Origin of the sequence: Nitrospira sp., assembly GCA_030692565.1 — a bacterium.
GTDB lineage: Bacteria > Nitrospirota > Nitrospiria > Nitrospirales > Nitrospiraceae > Nitrospira_D.
The window spans coordinates 1-19325 of the sequence record JAUYAO010000029.1; the positions used below are offsets into that span (position 1 = coordinate 1).

The following is a 19325-nucleotide window of genomic DNA, read 5'->3' on the forward strand; positions in this document are numbered from 1 at the left end:
AGCCCTCAAGGCCGCCATCCGGCACTACATCACGGTCACCAATACACCCCCCCCAAACCCTTCACATGGACGAAGACCGCCGACGAAATCCTGGCCAGCGTGGCCCGATTTTGTCAGCGAACTTCGGAGACAGGACACTAGCTCTTCTTGCAGACTCAACATCACGCAGGTTTTTCCTGAACCCGGAAGCCCTGTAAGCAAGACGGCACGTTTCCTAGCATCGATGGCAGCCAGAAGATCATTCACAACCGGGCTCGAAATGCGCTGTCCAGCAATGTCCCGATGCCACGACCTGCCGATAGCTGAGGTACTGGCAAATGATGTACGTACCTGTGCAATGGACATCGCTGGAACCAGCATCGCTCCCGCGTGATGGAGAATGTCTTTGAGGTCGTCTTTGGTTAGGCGATGCTGGGTGGAAGCGGACAGGTTACCGCTTTCCATGCGTCCACCAAGCTTATCGATGTGTGTCCAAAGGGCGTTGTATGCAGCATTTGAGTTGCTCACCATTTGGCGCAAACGTTCACGCAGTAAAATCTCCATGCGATCAAAATCTGGGCTGATCTCGAAGGAGGTGCGACGCAGGAATTCGTAGGTCGAGAGGTCACAAGTCTTAGCAGCAATGCGAGCAGTCAAATTGCTATCAGTTTCTATATGCTCTTTGGTCAAATTCGCATTATAGTCGGCCTCATTGTCATAGAGGGTGCTGTATTCACGTAGTTTAGCGAGTGCGCAAAAATTGCTGCGCGAATAGAAGCGAACTCGGGCTTGTTGATTTCTAGCCAGTACCAGAGAAGCCTTGTCCAGCTCGCCCGAAAGATCGGCTATCGACCATGCGCTGAAATCGACCTGGTTCTTTTTGCACTGGCAACAAAGCAGGGAGCCGTCAGATTTGCCAATTACGACATCATCTACCAGATAGGTTGTCGAATCTATTTCAAGCCATTGAAATTCGGGATCGGACAGGACTGTCAATGCCCAGTCGAAGGCGATCAGCGTCTGATAGATATCGCCACGGTTGGAGCGTATTCCCGCGATGCTCATTTAGTCGCCCACCTGCGTTTCGCACTCAAAGAGAAAAGGCTATTTTCCCCTGCCTCCAGCCGCTCTTCGATCATGCACTCACCGCCCAGCGCACCTGCATGAATCAGCAACAACCTTTCGGGACAGCCAACTGGCAAGCCACCATCGCGGCCACGTTGGGCTTGGACTCCACGCTGCGCCCGCGCGGGCGACCCGGTAAATCTCCAGAAAAGTAGCCTGAGCTGGCCCGAAATGCGCTAGTGGGGTCAGTTCTTGAGTTTGCACCCTCTCCCTCTCCATCGATTGGCGGGAGAGCAAGGTCCTAAACTGCCCGTCATATTTTCTCAACTTCATCCAAGGGCTGGTGTATCTCGCGATCGGCATCCCGGCCTACCTCGCCGGATCGCGGCACTGGTTAGGAAAGTGGTATCGACTCTGCACCGGATTCCCGTCTTGCGCCTATCCCCGTCTATTAAAACTTATAACAACAGTCTAGTCACAGACACCATCAATCATAGGGTCGCATACGAGTGCCCCGATGACAGACGGACGCATGTAGGCCGACGAAGGATCTTGTGAACCGAGCGCCCCTTTGATGGGTGGGCCTCCCGGCATTCCGGGTAATCCCCTCCCCGCAGAGCCCAATGAACCGGGTTTCGTGGAACTAGGTATGGTTCCAATCCCTTGCACCACGGATGGCGAGGACAGAGGCGCCGCGGGAGATCCGCCTGATCCACCGGATGGGTCGAGTCCATTTTGCAAGCTGAGGGAGGACGGATTCTGCGGATTCGCTGAGGAGGCACTGCTTTGCGCGCTCACTGAAGGAGCGTTATGACAAAGGCAGAGCAAGAAGAGAAGTGCATACCGGATGACTCGCGTCATGGAACCAACGCTTGCTTGGGGATGGGGCCTTAAGAGGTGGCGCATACGCAACCAACAGAAACTCGTGGTGCGCGAGGCGGGAATTGAACCCGCACGCCATTGCTGACCCAGGATTTTAAGTCCTGTGCGTCTGCCGATTCCGCCACTCGCGCATGCCGCGCAGTGTAGCGGGAAAGTCGCCTGAGCCGCAACACCTTGCTCAGGCCCGCACTGGAATGCGTGTGACCTATTGAAACGCGAAGAAGCTGAAGCCTAGGTTGAGCGGGAGTCCGGACCTCTCGCTCAACCGTAGCTTCGACTGTGTGCTTCACCTAACAGGTTTACGCTGCCTCAATCACAGGCCGCGCCTCGCGACGCTGCACCAACTGCTTGCTCCGATTCATCACGTCCTGCACGCCCGATTGAACGGTGCGGCCCCAGCGGGTGGCCTGTACTTGGGCCTTCTTCGCATAGCGTCCGATGTCCCGGCGTGTTTCCGCTCCGGCTTTAGGCGCAAACAGGATTCCTAATCCGGCTCCGATCACAGCTCCACCGGCGATCATCGCGGCGACCTTGGCTGCCTGCTTTCCCTGTTCTGACATCGCATGCCTCCTGGTGATTGATGAAGGTTTGTGGAGGGTCTTGTTCTCGCCCTCTTGTCTAGTCAGTACAGCAGATACCGTGCCAGGTCATATGCTGCGCAATTTCACCGGGATTTCCTCGATCACCCCTGCCAGGGTTAGGACCGTCTCATGAAGGGTGCCGTTTTCTCTACAGTCGGCAACACACCCGTTACAGAAATCTTACACTCCTGAGCCTATCACGACAAACCGGCCACAGCATCCACCTTCCGGCTATCGTCGCCCTGCGTGTGAAGCGCGCCTTGCTTTGAAACGTGGTCTTCCCTATGATCCCGACCAGTCATTCGTTGGAGGTCTCATGGGTTCGTTCGCCGCACTCCCCTATCCGCATATCAATCCGGTCTTCCTCGATCTCGGTCCGCTCCAGTTCCGCTGGTATGGGTTGATGTATCTAATCGGGCTGACCGCCGCCTATTTCTTGATTCGCCACCGAGTCCGCGCGCAGCACATTCCTCTCACGCCGGATCAGATCTACGACATGGTCGTGTTCGCCGCCTTCGGGGTTTTTATCGGCGGGCGCATCGGGTACACGTTGTTTTATAATTTTTCTTACTACGCCCAGAATCCGTTGAAAGTCTTCGCCGTGTGGGAAGGCGGGATGTCCTTCCATGGCGGCCTCATCGGGACGATTGTCGCCTTGATCTGGTTCAGTAAGCGACAGGGCTTGCCCGTCTACACCATTGCGGACCTGGCTGCCGCTGTGACCCCGATTGGACTGGGATTTGGCCGACTCGGAAACTTTATCAATGGAGAACTCTTTGGACGGGCGACCGATGTGGAGTGGTGCATGGTCTTCCCATCGGGAGGACCGGTGTGTCGCCACCCTTCACAACTCTATGAAGCAGGACTGGAAGGTATTCTCTTGTTCACGATCCTCTGGTTGCTTGCGCGCACGTCACCGCCACCAGGGTCGTTGTGCTGGACGTTCATCGCCGGCTACGGCGTCAGTCGGATGATCGTCGAGCTCGTCCGCGAGCCCGACCAGCATATCGGCTTTGTCCTTGGACCGATCACCATGGGCCAGTTGCTGTCGGCTCCCATGGTCATGTTGGGTCTGTTCATGCTGATATGGGGATATCACAAACGGTCACTGGAACGATCACGTTCAATGCCGCCCCCTCAATAGGGCATCTCGTCGTCATCCAGACCGACATGGTGCCCCAGTTCGTGCACGAGCGTATCGCCGATTTCCTGAATCATCTCCCTCTCTGTGTCGCATTGCCGGAGAATCGGTCCGCGATAGAGTGAGATCTGTGCAGGCGCCTGGCCTCCAGCGCGAAAAAATGAGTCGTCGTGCAGTGAGAGACCATGGTACAGACCGAGTAGCTCCTCTCCGTCCTCCATCTCCAGATCTCTCAGCACACTCGGAGGGGGCTCGTCTTCCACGACAACCGCCACGGCATCGAGCAACCGGGCATATTCGTCAGGCAAGTCCGCGATGGCCGCTTCAACGAGATGGGCAAAGGACTCGGCCGAGATTCGCTGAGACACTTCCGACCTCGCTAGAATCGTTGCCCAGGGGTAGGATCCAGATAGGATTTTTTCCGCAAGTTGTGATTCAGTCCCGTCTCGCGAAGCGGCGGTGAATCCCAAATCACTTTGTTTCCCGGTGCCAGGTTGGCGGCCTCGAGATAGTGCTTCTTCGCGTCCGCCTTGCTCCCCATACGATCCAACGACACCGCCAAATTGTAGTGCGCCTCAGCCAATGTCGGTTGCAGGGTGGCTGCGGTTTGATAGGCCTGAGCGGCACCGGCCCAATCGCCCGACCGGAACAGGCGATCCCCTTCAGTCATTGCGGCCGCCGCCTTCACCGAGGTGTCGGCCGGACTCGCCAGAATGGTAGTCGGCACTTTCGCCGGGCCAGCACAACCGCCGGCCAACCCGCAGAACAACACCAGCATGAGATAGGATCGCATGGTCCGTCTCCTGTTACAGTTCGTAGCCAACACCGCAGCGAAGAAACAAAAGCTGCGCGGATATCGCTGAAACCCCTAAACTTTTCTGAGCCGCGGCCTTATAGAGCGTCATCTGAGATCGATACCGCTCCGCCCGCTCGGGCATATTTTGCGCCGTCACCTGATCGGTCTTATAGTCCCCAATCCAGATTCGGTCGTCAAGACGGTAGATGACATCCATCATGCCATGGACGATCTGGCCCTCTTCCCAGGACATGGCGAACGGCACCTCACGACCCAGAATGGTGGCCAGGGCCAGCCGCTGATACAGGTCAGACCGCGCAAAGTTACCGAGGACATCTCTCAATGAATCAGCCACTGCCGGCATCAGCTCGGCTTGTTCAGCAGTGAGGATCTGCTGTGTGACTGGCTCGATTCGATCAAGGAGCCTGTGAGAAGGCGAGTGAAAATCCCACTGTTCAAGGATGTGGTGGGCCAATATCCCGACCAGCCTCCCTACTTCTTGGTCCGCTCCATCTTTTGAGGGTCGGAAACGGCCGGGCAGCACTTCTTTTCCAATCGTGCTCGGAGTGAGATGACGAGGCGTCCGGCAGGCCTTCTTCCAGCGATCCTCCCGATCTCCCCATAATTTTGCGATGGCCGCAGAATCGAGAGCTCCGGTGACCGGCCCCACCGCACCAGGTCGGCTTGAACGTTTGCGGGACGGCGCCGGCGTAGTCCGGTGCGGTATGACAGACGCACCGATCGTCAGCGTCTCTGTTTCCGAGGCACCCACCACACCCTCCCCGATCTCTTGCAACATCCCCAAGACGGTTTCCCCGGCTGCACGACCGGTCATCCCGCCGGACAGGATTAACATATCCTTGGCTCTTGTCATGCCGACATAGAGCACCCGCCGCCGCTCGGCGTCCTCCCTGATTTTCTGCTTCTCATGCACCAATACCGCACCGAAATTGTGCACCCCACCAAGCGAGAGGCCATACGATCCGCTGGACCAATCAAACGTCACGACTGGCAATCCTCGCTCCCTCCCGCTCCCCTGATGCAGGCCGGGCAACACGACAATGGGAAACTCCAGGCCCTTGGCTTTGTGAATCGTCAAGACCTGGATGGCGTTGGACGATTCCTCAGACAATGGACTCTCGGCCTCATCCGGCTGCTCCTCGAGCCTGGCCACCATCAGATCCACAAAACCGCTCAACGTCAGATGCGGCCGATCAGACAAGGCGGCGGCGGTGTGTTTCACCTTGAGAAGATTGGCCACAGCCTGCTCCCCATGCACAGACGCCGCGGCAATTTCGAGAAGCGGAAGACGGTCGAAGATCAGTTCCAGCACCTCGGCCAGCGGCAATGCTCCGACCTGTCGATGCAACCAGGCCAAGTGGCCATACAGAAGACGGACAGAGGATGCCTCCGGATGCGTCCACGCCGAGAGTGACTCGATTCGAAGATAGTCAAAGCCCTTAACCTGGCGAAGGTCATAGAGGGCGCGGTCTGACAAGCCGCCTAAAGGGCTGCGCAGCACACCGGCCAGCGCCACATTGTCATGGGGATGGTCGAGCACCCGCAGGACATTCATCAGGTCGATGACTTCCTGACGTCGATAAAAATGTTTTTCGCCTTCGATGACATAGGGAAGGCCGTACCGTCGCAAAGCATCCACATAGGTGTCGGCCTGCGTCAGCTTCCGGAATAGCAGCGCGATATGCCCGGGCTTGACCTGCGGACGGCTCAGCACCTCTTCGGCGAGCCAACGCGCCAGCGTCTCCCCTTCCGCCCTTGTCGCACCGGCGGCGTCGAACGCCCGCTCGTCCGGAACCGGAAGCGTCACGTGCACACGCACACCGGCCTCAAAGGCTGAGGGGCGTCGTTGCGGTTGCACTTCCAGCCTGACATTGGCCGGTTGGACGAGGGCGCGCCGTTCGAACAGTCGATCGAACACATCGTTGACCGGGCCGAGAACCGCCGCATCGCTTCGAAAATTTGTGGTGAGCGTTTGAATCACTCCCCCGTCCTCTTCAATCTTCTGAACGACGCGATCGAAGGCTTCGATATCCGCCCGCCGAAAGGCATAGATCGATTGCTTGGGATCTCCCACGATAAAGAGCTTGCCCGGCTCTAAGGCCATCTCCTGCCATGTCGAGGCCTGAGCCCCTACACATTCTGAAATCGCGAGCATGAGTTCATACTGAACAGGATCGGTGTCTTGAAATTCATCCACCAGCACCGCACGATAGTCCTGTTTAATACGCTCGCGGATGGCCAGATGATCCCGTAACAACGTGCGAGCCCTGGCGAGCAGCCCATCGAATGAGACCCACCCTTTCAGCCTGAACGAGAGGCGAATTTCAGAGACCAGCGGCCCAAGAAGAATCAACGTATACTTAAATAACTTGCTGTTAACTAACTGATATTGCTGAGCAGTGTTAATGATTGATTCGGCTTCTCCAAATTCATCTTTTTCCCATCCTGCTACGGGATTGCCCAGATCCTTCCCCAGCGATTCGAGATCGGCAGCGGATAGGGCCTGAATACCGGCTGCCCCCTGATCCAGGATTGCCTTCATTACGTTCACCGCGGCCGCCAACATCTGCTCGATCTTCCGCCGCTTTGGTCGATCATGCGCATCGAGGAGCACTTGCCCGCGTTGATGCATTTGGCGCACCCACTCGACGAGCACAGGACTCAGCTTCTCGTCATTGATCTGAGCATGCAACACGTCCAAATCAACCAACTCGCTGCAGAGCGCGCGAGCCAGTGCGCGCACATCGTCCAGGGTGGCGAGACCCAATACCCTGCGCCACAATTGATGATGAGAACCCTGCCGGCTCAACTCCCGATCGACCCATATCTCCCATGCCGCCGAAAAATGCTCTTCGAAGCGGAGCCCGTCATCTTCCTGAAAGGTCGGATCCACGCCGCCTTCAAGCGGGTAGAGCCGCAACAGATGGGCCGCAAAACTATGGAGCGTGCCGATCTGCCCCTTCTCAAGATCATGGAGGGCCGCCGCAGCTCTGCCGGCGACTTCGTCGGTGGAGAGACCGTAACGTGCACGTAAGTCAGCAACCGACACCGCCCCGCCATCCACAACCCGAGCGGCTTCAGTTTCCGGATTGGCCAAGACCAGCAGCCGTTCACGCAGCCGGACCTTCATCTCCGTGGCCGCCTTGTTCGTAAAGGTCAATGCCACGATCTGGGTGATGGTCACCGGGCGGGGCTCCTTGATCAGGAGGTGCACCAATCGATTGACGAGCAACGTCGTCTTGCCGGTGCCGGCACCGGCTACGACCACGACATTCCGGTCAAATGTCGTCTCCGCCAGATTGCGGGCCTGGCGATCAGGAATCAGTTCCACGCGGCTCCTCCGACAGACGTTGCAGACGAAGGCTCTTGAGGGCTTTCACCTCGTCCGATCGATACGACCGCCACCACGACGGCTGGTGTTCACGGCGGCAGATGACACGAAATTCACATTGTTCACAGTATGTGTCGGGCAGAATAAAAAACCGTCCGGCCTGAAGTCCGGTGATAAGCATACGCAGCGTCTGCTGGATCTGCCGCCCGGACTCACCTGAAAGCGCGCCGACATCGAACGTCGAACGTGCAATAGGCGGATCCCACAGCGGCGCCAGAAACATGAACTGCACCTGGCTTGGCGCAGGCTTGCCGGGCATGAGCAGGCGAGCATAGAGCGGAGGCTGGAGGCGATACCCCCGCATGGCGGATTGCAGCAGGTTGCGATCCTCCGCCTTCATCGACCCCCCGGTCTTGAATTTGTAGTCGATGATGCGAATGGCTCCGGTATCCCGATGCCGGTCGATCCGATCGACGCGTCCTCGAATCTTCAGCGTCACAGACGGATCGGGCAGCACCTCGGCAATCGTGCCCTCGGCATCCAGCTCGAATGCGACGGGCATAAACGGCGTCTCAATATACGCGGCCGTATCCGCATCGACCGCGGCTGTGATCAGCGTGACGACATGCTCCTTCGCCAACTCCCACAACAGATAATGACCGGTCCGATGGCGCGCCTCGCAATCCTGCGCCGCTAGATCCACGGCCGAGCGAATACACCACTCCATCGTGTCATCGGTCACCGGCTCGGCCGGCCATCCGGTCGGCAGAAGCTGCTCGTAACAGCGTTTCAAGGCCGCATGACAGAGGGTGCCCAACAATGCGGCATCCGGCTCCTGCGCGAGGGTCCATCGCACCGGCTCCAGCCGCAACACATCGGCGGCAAAATACTGGAAGGGGCAGCGCGCATACTGCTCCAGGGGCGTCGGGGCCAACCCGCGTTCGGACAGCCGTGACCAGTAGGCGTCAAGCGGGCCGGTCAAGCCGTCATACCCATTCAGCACGGGCGCGTCGTCCTCCATCCCGACTAAGGCGCCGGCCGCATGCCGAAAGCCCTCGGCTTCGCGGCCGACCGCCTTCAGAAGGTCTGTCGGGTCCTGCCCGGTCAGCGCCATCCATTGGGCGAGTTCGGACGGCGGAATCAATCGTTGAATGGTGGAACGTTGCGCGACTCGATCCGTCAGCCGTCGCGGCACCGCTTCCGCCGATCGTCCGTCAAGGCCGGACCGCTCGAGCAATTCGTCCAGAAACGGAGAGACCGCCAAGACACGACCGGCCTCATCAGCCCGCTGATAGGAGAGCACTAAGCGGCGGCTCGCCCCTTGCGTGAGCAGTTCAAACAGCAATGTTTCCTCTTCATACCCGCCGAGCTTCTCATCGATCTTGAATCCGAGCGTCGCGTCGAGCACCCGCCGATGCCGATCACGCAGAAACGCGTCCTCGCGGATATACCGTGGAAACAGCTTCTCGTTCAGGCCCAACACACAGATCGCTTTGAAACTCAGCCCGCGAGCGGCCATCGCGTCGACAACGGTGACCCCTCGATGAGCGGTCGCATCCAACGGAATCAGCGTGCGTTCACATGTATGGGTCAGGAGTTCCACAAAATCCGCCCAGGACATGTCTTCCCCAAGAAGATCCAATTCCTCCAGCCTGGTCCACACTCCATCGATGGCGCTCCATGTCGCCATCAACCGCGCCGTGAGCGGATCTCCTTCGGTCTCGCCGACGCCGACCGGGTCCACCAGATGCCGGCGGGCCAGTTGGCGAGAGGCCGTGATCAACTGCCCGATCGTCCCCCGTTGAGGGAGCGCCAAACAATCAGTCACCAGCTCCGACACCACGCGCCACAGAAGCGTGATCACATCGGAGGCAATGTCCACCCCATCAACCGCTCGCCCCTGCTCTTCACCTTCCACTAATTCCAGCGCCGCTTGGGAAGCCGACTCCACTCGCTTCCACTCTTCGACTCCACGAGTGATCTGCAAGCCCGCCACCGCCATCCTCCATTGTTCAGGACGATAGCCGGCGGCATTACGGTCGAGCAGATCCGAGGCACAGAGCGGCGAGGTCACCACATCCAGCATTGTCGTGCGATAGAAATCGTTGAGCGGCAATGTCAGTACCTGCAACAAGACCTTGCAGAGAGGTTCTTGCATCAGCGGTCGACCGGCGGTCGTGACAAACGGGATGCGATATCGATCAAACATGCCCGCCAAGAGAGCCCGATAGGGATCCAAGGTGCGAGCCACCACGCCAATGTCGTCAAACCGATACCCGTTCGTCTCGACCAAATCCAGAATCTTCCGGCAAATCGCCGCCAGCTCCTCTTCCGCCCCGATGACGTTCTGCACGGAAATCGTCATCGGCTCATCGGAGCAGGGCTTATCCGGATCCGCCAGTTTCGTGATCATGTCGGAAGTTGTCGCACGGGGCTGAATACAGCGATCGAAGAAGCGCCGGGCAAATCCCCACCGCGGTCCCTGTTCAACGGGAAACAGCAGCGTCGTCGGAACGGCAGTGCTGACAGCCTCAAACAAGGACAACTGCACCTGCGTGAGATCGTAGAAGCCGTGATAGAATGCGTGCCGGAGGGAGGCCAGGAACGGTGAATGAGGAACCTCCGGAATGAGCGACTCGGCCAGGTCGTCCGGAGTGCCGACTCCCAAGGTCTTCCCCACGTCGCGAACGGCGGCGTGCAATGAAAACAGCGCCGTCAGCCAGGCGTGATCCTCCTGATCGAAGCAGCCCTCTTCGAGGCCGCGCAAGGCGATGGCAGGATCGACTCCGGCATCTTTCAAGTCACGTACGGTCGACCACAGAGCGCCCCACATGCCGGAGGACTGCCCAAGCTGTTGCAGCGGCGTCAAACTGGGAAGCCGGACCTGCACGATCTGCCGGACCAACTGTTCGAAAAAGATATCGTCGACGACATGCAAGGGAGATTGCGCAAGGCGGCTACGCCGCTCATCCGCCAGACGGAGCACCAGCTGATGGAAGGTCATGAAGTGGATATTGAGCGTGGCCTGCCGCTCAGCGGCCAGCACCTGACGCACGCGGGCAAGGAGCGGCGCAGAAGGAACGAAAATCGCGAGCGGAGCGAACGGATCCGTCGCCTTCGCCTGACTCACTTGAGCAACCAGCGCGGATTCGAGCGACGGATGAAAACGGCCGGCAATGACGTGAAGCATCAGAAATCGTGGCGTATGAACCGTGGTGTGTGACGAGCGGACACCGGACGGAGGAGCAGGCGGCTCACATCAACTCTCGATCGCGCGCCCATCACCATTCACGTCGACTAGCCCGTCTCGGGCCCCAGCAGTTCGCCGTTGCAGTCGACACAGGCCCAATCGCCATCGATAAACTTCATCGGGTCGCCGCAAATCGGGCAATCCGGTGGCGGCCCCTTATCGTAGATGGGCAAATCAGGCAATTCAAAGTTGTCATCGTCGTCATCAACCATCAGCTATCTATCCTTCTACCCCGCTTATTCGCGCGGCTTCATTTTCAAGAGCAACGCCTTTTCGGCGCTTTCCCGACTCGGCACACCGACAAAGGTCAGTCGTCCATCGATAATCGTGGCAGGCACCGCCCGCACCGAATGGCGATTGGCCAACTCAGCGCCATCGGGAGTGGTGATGTCGACTTCCCGGTAGGAAAAACTATATTTCACCCGCAGCTGCTTCCAGAGGCTTTTGGCCGAGGGACACGCTCCACAGCTGGGAGAAACCAATAACATGATGCTTGGCATAGTGTGTCTCCAGAAAGGTCGGTGGCGGATCTTAACACCCAGCTGAATGAGGGGGCAAGCCGCGTTCGGCCCAGGCTCGGCAGGGTCAACCCGCAGGGTCAACCCCATGGGCAGAGAGGAACCGGCCGCTCTGGTTTGACTTCCCAAACCGGAAAGCGCAGCATGGGAGCAACTCCAGACGATGAGGTGTTCTGTGCATCCTTGCTAATATCAGTCAGTCTTTTCATAGAATACGGCTTACGCCCTTCGCTACGCCCTCGTGGTTTCCGTTGCCATGAGGGCGTTGTTGTCTCCGCATCCGCGCCTCTCCCCCATCCATTCCCTCTACCTTCACCATCCTCTGAAAGGAGTTTTCAATGAAACGACTAGCGACTCTCTCTGCCGCCGCAATTCTGGCATCACCAAGCTTGGCGCTGGCGGTCGAACACAATGCGAGCTACCAGGGTATCGCCCAGATCTATTTCGTGTTTATCGCCGCCATCCTGATTTACGGCGTGTACGATTCTTTCGGAAAGACCGCGATGTATGTGGCGACGCCCGTGATTCTCGGCTGGTGCTACTGGATGCTTCCGCCCGCCTAGTTCTCGCGCACAGACCGCTGCTGGCGGCATCGGAACCGTGCTGTTCGGGTGCCGTCAGCGGCTCTTCATCCGTTATCGTTTGCCGTCATACCCCTTTTCCTGCCACCGCTCCAACAGTTGAATGCGCTTTTGCAGCTGCTCGGTCGTCGCCTGATCGACGCGACCGCCGGTTCGCGCGATCAATTCCGCATTGAGCCGACGGTGATCCACGCCGGTTTTTCTCGCCACCGACGCTACCAGGAGTCGATGCGTTTCGCGCAGATCGAGCTTCTGTTCGTGCAATGAGACGGCAATATCCCCCGCGACGGCGCCACCACCCTCCCCTCGCGGGTCTTCTTCCCCGATGAGCGAGTCGAGCTTCGCCACCGCATTCAACGGCATGTATTCTTTGGTGCTGGACACAGTGATCCGGCCGAACAAATCCCGTTGTCCGGCGGGCATGATGTCTTCCAGAACATGGTCGCGCTCCGCTCTGATTTGCCGGGCGTAGTGAACCAGGATCGGATCTTTGGGCAAATAGAGCCACGCTCGTTGCGGTGAGGGCATGCCGTCCTGCATGCGGACGAATCGGCCGACCACCTGCCGGAAGTACATCTCCGTCAACACGTTGGTCCCGTACACGCCCACCCGTAACCGGGGGATGTCCACCCCTTCGCTCACCATGTTCACCGCGACCAGCCAGGCTTGGGTCTTATGATCGGAAAAGGACGCGATGGTCCGTGATGCCCCCGGATCGTCCGACACCGCCACGACCGCCTTCGTTCCGGTGATTTTCCCGATCAACTCGGAGACCCAACGGGCGTGATCCTGGTCCATGGCGACGATCAATCCGCCGGCATCGGCCTGCTCTTCCTTGCGGAGTCTGGTCAATTGCTTGTGCGCGTCGGTAATGACCGGACCCAGCCAGGACTCTTGCAAGAGCGCCGTCTTCAACCGTTCGCGTTGGAGATCGAACTTCAGTCCATCCTCGAAGGTGGCCGTGTGCTCACGACCGTCGGAGAGCCAGGTCAATTCGCCTTCATAGCTGGGGAAGACGATCGGACGGCACACGCTGTCCTTAATCGCCTCGGTATAGCCGTACGCAAAGTCCGCATGGCTCTCGCCCTGCTCGTAACGGATAAACGGAATCGGGTTATTGTCGGAGCGAAACGGCGTGCCGGAAAGAATCACCCGAAATACCGCCGGATCGAAGGCCATGCGCAGCGCCTTCCCCCAGTGCTTCCCGTCTCCTGCATGGTGCAACTCATCTAAAATGAGGAGCGTCGCTTGGCTTTTGCACGCGCGTTGAAAGATCGCCGGGGCAAGGCTGACCTGCTGATAGGTCACCACGGCCCCGTGATAATCGGGGGCTTCGCTGGCTTGATCGTTCGTCAATGCCGGATCGAGCTGGAGGCCTATTTTTCCGGCGGCTTCCGACCACTGGGTACGCAGATGGTTAGTCGGACAGACGACCAGGACACGACGAACGGCTCCCTTGGCGAGAAACTCGTGCGCGACGCGCAGCGCAAAGCGGGTTTTCCCGGCGGCCGGCGTCGCCATGGCGAGAAAATCCGCCGTCTGATGGGTCTGGACGGCGACGAGCGCACGGCGCTGCCAATCGCGTAACGGAGCCGTCCAGGGAGGTAGGGTCTTCATGGTGTCTCTGAATCCGGGGCGGCACGAAGGCCGGCAGCCGCGGCGCAAGCGCGGGCTCCCTGATCTGCTGGCTCCTGATTGTCGTACGGTGGACCGGGGGCGATGACTAATCGATCCAATCTTTTTCCTTGAGCTTTCTCGGCAGATACTTTTTGGTCAGGTATTGAAAATCTTTATTGGCGAGCGAGTCCAGCTCGTACTTGAGCCCGCTGGTCAGCATGCGCTTGATCTCCGCTTGCCAGGCCGGCTTCTGGAACCATTGGTAGTTCATCAGCTCTTTCGCCCGCGCGATGTCCTTCTCGTTCAGCTTGATGCCCACATTCCGGGGCAGCTCGTACCGTTCCGGGTCGGCGCTCGACAGCCCGATGAACTTGGCTTTGGGGATGGCCATGCGCTGGCTTTCGAAGGCCAGATTGATCGAACCCTGCTTGATCACGGAATAGATGTAGTACCCCCAGGGATCGTTATCGACCAGTACGTACACCGGCAACTTATGCTCTTCGTGAAGCCGGCGCGCCAGCCGGCGGACTCCGCGCGGCGGCTGGCCGTTGCCGGTCAGCAGGACGCAATTATACCGGCGCCAGAACTTATCTTCCGAGAGGCGATTCCACTGCGTTCCCTTTTCCACGAGCAGTAGAAAATCGGCTGTGCAGCGGCGGATCTCCAGATATTCCGGTTCGACGATCGACGGGACCGAATACCCGCCTTTCCCGAGCTTGGCACAGTCCACTCGATCGCCGTCATCGCCAAACACGACCGGCCCGACGATGCTCCCGCTGTTCTCCGCCCGCACATGCAGCTCTTCGCGTAACGCCGCAAGCGACACTTCAAGATCTTCGATGACCGGGTCCGATTCATCCTGGGTATCGAAGGTGTTCTCATGGGAATCTTGAATCGTATGTTTTGTCCGGTAGTAGATTTCTCGAAGCGACGTGGTGAGGTCCGCCCGCTGGAGTTCAGAAAGGGCATCGGCAACGAGCACCGTCTGCATAAACTTCTTGGCCATCCCGACGTTGAAGAACGACCGGGCCTGCTTCTTACTCCCCATCTCAATGAGACCCTTGCGCTCATTGAAGGACACGTTGGACAGCGCCCGAATGGGAATCGCAAACGTCGGATCTTTCGACCGGTCAGCCGCCGCGATGACAATATCCGCCAGGCTGATGAGCTTCTTCTCAACGGCGGTCGTTTGTTTCTGTTTGGTCGCCATGTGGTTACTTCTTCCCTCGAGGCGCGGAATGCTTTCCAGGCTTCGCCGATGCGCCCGTCGATTTCTTATTCATGGACCCCGTATCGGCACGCACGGCCGTCTGTGCCCCCTTACCCTTCTTGTGTGTCTTTGGCAACGGCCCGGCCGCATTCGGAACCGTGGTCGCTGCCGGTGCCGCTGGCGCAACAGACGCCTGCACCTGCGTAGCCAACTCGACCTCGCCTTCCACGCCTTCGGCAGTCACGATGATTGAATGGGGCAAGCCTTCCGGCCCGGCACCGGTTTTCCCCAATGCTTCATCCGTCTTGAGTCCGCCCGTGCGTGATGTGGCGATTTTCTGGAGCTGGGCTTTCAACTTCTCTTTGGCAAGCGTGCCGCCTTTGAGGCGATTGCAGGCTTCCACGACTTCTTCAATATAGAGTTCGAAAATATTGCGTCGCCGATACTCGCTGGCCGCGCGCTCACGCCGCCGCAAGAACAACCCCAACCGCCGACCGCACTCACGCAAGGCCAGCGTGATTTCCTTTTGTATCTCATCGTAGTCGGCGATGGCTTCTTTGGATTCGCTCGTGAACGGCACCCACACCGAGGCCATATGCACAAAAATCACCATCGGCCCGCCCGGCAATGCGCCGCGTGACTGCGTCACACCATAATTCTTCCAGGACGTGCTGAGGACGGCCTTGAACGTCGAGCAGGCGGACTGCTGATAGAGGAGCGGCACCCGGTTGGCGTACCGAATGACGCGCGCAAGCTCCGAATCCCTCTCGTCGTCCTCCCCTTCCGCTTTCGGCATGGCGGGTTGTTTCGGCTTGACCTGATCGTCCGGTCGATGACCATAGGCTAGTCCGGCCTCAATGATGAAGGGGTTGCCCCGATACACAGCCGGAGGCCGACTGACGGCCGTATAAAACTCTCCTTTGATCTGCTTATAGAGGCCTGAGAGAATGGCCCGCTCGCCGATCGGAGAAAGACAGTTCGTCGGAGGCGCCATGATCTTGGTGCTCTGAATGGTCCGGTAAAGAACCTCCGCTGCCGGCCCCTTCAGGTCCCGAGGCCGCATGGTGGGAGAGACCTTCGCGGCCTTGCAGATCTCATCCGCGAGTTGAGGCGACACTCGGCAAAAATCGCCGGCAAGGAAGCCGGAGACCGTCTGGCTCTTGGTGTCCTGCAGCATCTTCAGCAACATGCCGAATTCGATGCCGTACGGATGCGGCTTGATCTCCCGCGGAGACGGCGGCAATTCGTGATACGTACGGGGATAGTCTCTCGTCTCGCCTTCCGGCGGAGAGTAGATCAGCCGCACATGGGGATTGGCGATGGAGGTCTGCTCCAGCCATTCGTCGACAGAGGCCCGGCCCTTTTGATATTTCCCCTCGACCTCGATCGCGACTTGTGTGCCTTGCGGCTGGCTCCATTCGATCTGCTTGTTCTCATGAACGAGCGGCTCGTTTTTCTTCGTGTCGATTTGCACTTCAAAATAATGCGCGACGGCTTTCGGCCCGGTGCGGGAAATGATCTTCACCGGCTTGCCGGTCGTCAATTGTCCGTACATGCCCGCCGCCGAAATCCCGATGCCTTGCTGTCCCCGGCTCATCCGCATGCGATGAAACTTCGAGCCGTAGAGCAATTTCGCGAAGATCCGCGGGATATGCTGGCGAACGATGCCGGGCCCGTTGTCCGTCACCGTAATGCGAAATCTGGACGCCTGACTGGGAGCGACCGGCTCCCCGTTCGATACCACTTCCAGCCGAACGGTCACTTCCGGGAGAATCCCCGCTTCTTCACAGGCATCGAGCGCGTTATCGACCGCTTCCTTCACACAGGTCAATAACGCCTTACGCGGGTTATCGAACCCGAGCAGGTGCCGGTTCTTCGTAAAAAATTCGGAAACGGAAATTTCCCGCTGACGCGCCCCCATCTCAGCTGCGGTGACCTGTTGGACCGGCTTGGCGGCAGCCTTCTTCGGGCCGGCTGATTCAGAAACGGGTTGAGCAGCAGAAACGGACTTCGAAACGGAACGCGCGATGGCCATTCACCCTCTCACAGCATCATATTGGAAAAGTGGGCGGCATTGTACACAGATTGCCCCGCCGAGAAAACCCTCGTGCAGGGTCGAGCACGACCTGATGGCAAGGAGGAGATTCGCAGGAGGGCAACCATCCGCCAAAACAGTTTAGGGTGGGAGGAGCACGCACCTACCGAGGAGTTAGTAGGTACGGCGGAGATCTCGGGAGAGCATTAGGCTTCCCAGTACAAGCTGGTCCTGCACACCGCTCTCACACTCGACCCCCTTATGAACCATATTCCCCCGGGGCGTTAACTCCCCCCACGCGGTTAGAGTAGGCCCCCAGTATGAGCGAGTCAAGGGTTCTCTCGCGCCACGTAAAAAACATTGTGCCGAGGAATTCTGCCGAAACGAGACCGTCAGTCTATTTCGAAGCATGAGAAATCTCTGGTCGCACGAACGATCCACCGTGAGCACGACAGAGATACCACCCAGAATCACATTTCATAAATAGCAAGAGCCGACAGAGGCACGGGTGATAAATTCTTTCGAGCGTGGAAAATATTTTTCACTCCGAAAGAAAAAATATTTCACACGTTGCTGCTCTTCTTCTTGCGTGAGCATGAATCTGCCAGACCCCTCAAAAACCAAGCACTTCCACTACCGAAACCGTGATTCAGGCCGATGCTCTGCCGGGACTCCCCAGCTTCTGTGGATAACTCTGTGTATGAGTGAGATCCTGTCGTTGAAATGCCTGATCTCAACAGTCCTGCGAGCAGATTGCCTAATAAATAGGCATAGTGCTTCCTCGAAGAGAGCCACTATATTTAGCGGCTTGACGGATGATTCTTTTTCTTTTCCACAATCCCTGGGCAGATCCTGATCCGGGAGTGACCCGCTGACCAAAACGATTTTGTCTAGAGCCGAATAGGCCCAACCAATACCGACTTATGCACAGCACAGCAGTCTCACTGTGGAGAAACCGGTCGTATTTCATGAATATTTGCGTGATTTTGGCAGAACTCGTCGCCGATCAACGAGACGATTCATCCTCCCCTTCGTTCATCGTTCAGCTCGGACACAAACAACCGCTATTTCTTGCGATAGACGTTCAATCCGACTTTTTCTTCACGACCCGGGATCGTCACGTTGCCCTCCGTAGAGGCAATGATCGTGGTCTTCCCTGATGCCGACGGACCAAACTCCTTCGACATGTCCACCTTGATAGTCAGGATCGTTCCTTCCATCGCCATCTCAACATTCTTCATGATCAACTCCTCTGGTCAATAATCGGCCTACGGATCATCACGGCTCCCACATCCGCAAACACAATAAGCCGTGACTCCTAGGCCCTTCATCAAGACATGACGGCCTGATACCGATAGGGTTATTATTGCGCGAACGACCTTTGAGTGCGAGAGGATATAGCTGATGGCTGAGTCAATGACGAATGAAGCGGTACGGGAAGCCTGGACGACGCTGGCACAAGAGGTGCGAACAGGTGTACTCCTCACCATGAGACAGGGAAAGCCATTTGGCTCGCATGTGCCCTATGTGCTCGGCGAGAATTGGACGAGAGCGTATTTACACTTGAGCCAGCTTGCCCTGCACACCCAGCATCTGCGTCAGGACCCGCAGGTGTCGCTCTTCCTCTCCGAACCTGATCACCCTGAAAAAACCCCGTTGGCCTTGCGCAGAATCAATCTACAGGGATCGGCCGCGATCCTAGCACCGAACGCGGCCACGTATGGACAGATGAAAGAACGCTATCTCGCCCGATTTCCAAAATCCGCCATGACCTTTGGATTTGCAGATTTTTCGCTATGGGAGCTGCAGCTTCAGGACGCCCATCTGGTCCTGGGGTTCGGCCAGGCCTACCAGGCAACAGCCCACTCCCCCGAACTCTGGATTCACCAACAACCTGAGCGGAATAAATAGCAGGCTGCTGAAAAACTCTGCCAGCGGCGTTCTCGCTTCGTTCAGAGGCTCAACGTACCACAAGGGTACGCCTTCGCCTCTTTATTCGCTACGGCCTTGTTGAACAGCCTTTTTGAGCAGCCTGATAAAGAGGAAGCGGGCTCGGACTATGGCCGCGTCTTGCGCAGGAGTCTGGACGTGACGGTCCCCAAGGCCAGGCCACCCAAGAAGGTGAGGCCGAGAATCGTGAGGGCGAGGCCCGGTGTATTCCGTTCAGTCTGGCGGACATGCCGTCTGGCCTGAGTGCCCACTGAGGCTTCTCCGCCCATCCAAATCGCTGAGTCCTCCGGTGGCTCGGCAGCCGGTTTTGTGAATGGTGTGATACGTATCCTGCGGGTGTGTTTCAACTCGTCCATAGATTCCCTTCG

The 19325-nt window shown here is 58.1% G+C and carries 16 protein-coding genes, 1 tRNA gene and 1 pseudogene; 5 read left to right on the forward strand and 13 right to left on the reverse strand.

Annotated elements, in window-relative coordinates; all coding sequences use genetic code 11:
• Positions 1-141 (forward strand): annotated as a pseudogene (locus Q8N04_06845) (IS630 family transposase).
• 627 nt (positions 142-768) lie between these two features.
• Positions 769-1146, forward strand: coding sequence for a hypothetical protein (locus Q8N04_06850; protein ID MDP3090378.1), 378 nt, complete (start codon positions 769-771; stop codon positions 1144-1146).
• Between the two features lie 824 nt (positions 1147-1970).
• On the opposite strand, the gene Q8N04_06855 is transcribed toward Q8N04_06850, so the two are convergent.
• Both Q8N04_06855 and Q8N04_06860 read right to left on the reverse strand, forming a co-directional pair.
• Positions 1971-2057, reverse strand: a tRNA-Leu gene (locus Q8N04_06855).
• Positions 2058-2225: 168 nt separating this feature from the next.
• A complete protein-coding gene (locus tag Q8N04_06860) occupies positions 2226-2486 on the reverse strand; it encodes a YtxH domain-containing protein (GenBank protein ID MDP3090379.1) in 261 nt (86 codons plus the stop codon).
• 337 nt (positions 2487-2823) lie between these two features.
• Between Q8N04_06860 and lgt the strand changes: the two genes are divergently transcribed.
• Complete coding sequence (gene lgt / locus Q8N04_06865; GenBank protein ID MDP3090380.1) at positions 2824-3651, forward strand: prolipoprotein diacylglyceryl transferase; 828 nt, start codon at positions 2824-2826, stop codon at positions 3649-3651.
• Here the strand turns inward: lgt and Q8N04_06870 are convergent.
• The 6 genes from Q8N04_06870 to Q8N04_06895 all read right to left on the reverse strand — a co-directional run bounded on the left by Q8N04_06870 (position 3645) and on the right by Q8N04_06895 (position 11534).
• Complete coding sequence (locus tag Q8N04_06870) at positions 3645-4016, reverse strand: metallopeptidase family protein (GenBank protein MDP3090381.1); 372 nt, start codon at positions 4014-4016, stop codon at positions 3645-3647. The genes lgt and Q8N04_06870 overlap by 7 nt on opposite strands.
• An 11-nt stretch (positions 4017-4027) precedes the next feature.
• A complete protein-coding gene (locus Q8N04_06875; protein MDP3090382.1) occupies positions 4028-4441 on the reverse strand; it encodes a tetratricopeptide repeat protein in 414 nt (137 codons plus the stop codon).
• A 13-nt stretch (positions 4442-4454) separates the two neighbouring features.
• Positions 4455-7796, reverse strand: a complete 3342-nt coding sequence (locus Q8N04_06880) for a UvrD-helicase domain-containing protein (GenBank protein ID MDP3090383.1) — start codon at positions 7794-7796, stop codon at positions 4455-4457.
• Positions 7780-10986, reverse strand: coding sequence for an exodeoxyribonuclease V subunit gamma (locus Q8N04_06885; GenBank protein ID MDP3090384.1), 3207 nt, complete (start codon positions 10984-10986; stop codon positions 7780-7782). The genes Q8N04_06880 and Q8N04_06885 overlap by 17 nt, the downstream gene beginning before the upstream one ends.
• Before the next feature lie 107 nt (positions 10987-11093).
• A complete protein-coding gene (locus Q8N04_06890; GenBank protein ID MDP3090385.1) occupies positions 11094-11258 on the reverse strand; it encodes a hypothetical protein in 165 nt (54 codons plus the stop codon).
• A 24-nt stretch (positions 11259-11282) separates the two neighbouring features.
• A complete protein-coding gene (locus Q8N04_06895) occupies positions 11283-11534 on the reverse strand; it encodes a thioredoxin family protein (protein ID MDP3090386.1) in 252 nt (83 codons plus the stop codon).
• Between the two features lie 368 nt (positions 11535-11902).
• Between Q8N04_06895 and Q8N04_06900 the strand changes: the two genes are divergently transcribed.
• Positions 11903-12127, forward strand: coding sequence for a hypothetical protein (locus Q8N04_06900; protein ID MDP3090387.1), 225 nt, complete (start codon positions 11903-11905; stop codon positions 12125-12127).
• Between the two features lie 72 nt (positions 12128-12199).
• Here Q8N04_06900 and Q8N04_06905 read toward each other — a convergent pair whose 3' ends face one another.
• The 4 genes from Q8N04_06905 to Q8N04_06920 form a co-directional block, all read right to left on the reverse strand.
• Positions 12200-13762 (reverse strand): DEAD/DEAH box helicase family protein, encoded by a 1563-nt coding sequence (locus tag Q8N04_06905; protein ID MDP3090388.1) that lies wholly within the window; start codon positions 13760-13762, stop codon positions 12200-12202.
• A 106-nt stretch (positions 13763-13868) separates the two neighbouring features.
• Positions 13869-14972, reverse strand: coding sequence for a DNA topoisomerase IV subunit A (locus tag Q8N04_06910; GenBank protein ID MDP3090389.1), 1104 nt, complete (start codon positions 14970-14972; stop codon positions 13869-13871).
• 4 nt (positions 14973-14976) lie between these two features.
• Positions 14977-17007 carry a DNA topoisomerase VI subunit B gene (locus Q8N04_06915; GenBank protein MDP3090390.1) on the reverse strand — a complete coding sequence of 677 codons (2031 nt, stop codon included), beginning with the start codon at positions 17005-17007 and terminating at the stop codon, positions 14977-14979.
• 1064 nt (positions 17008-18071) lie between these two features.
• Entirely contained in the window at positions 18072-18248 is a 177-nt protein-coding gene (locus tag Q8N04_06920) for a hypothetical protein (GenBank protein MDP3090391.1), read from the reverse strand.
• 163 nt (positions 18249-18411) lie between these two features.
• On the opposite strand from Q8N04_06920, the gene Q8N04_06925 reads away from it, so the two are divergent.
• Entirely contained in the window at positions 18412-18918 is a 507-nt protein-coding gene (locus Q8N04_06925) for a pyridoxamine 5'-phosphate oxidase family protein (GenBank protein MDP3090392.1), read from the forward strand.
• A gap of 146 nt (positions 18919-19064) precedes the next feature.
• On the opposite strand, the gene Q8N04_06930 is transcribed toward Q8N04_06925, so the two are convergent.
• On the reverse strand, positions 19065-19313 hold the full coding sequence (locus Q8N04_06930; GenBank protein MDP3090393.1) for a hypothetical protein: 249 nt from the start codon (positions 19311-19313) through the stop codon (positions 19065-19067).
• Positions 19314-19325: the final 12 nt, after the last annotated feature.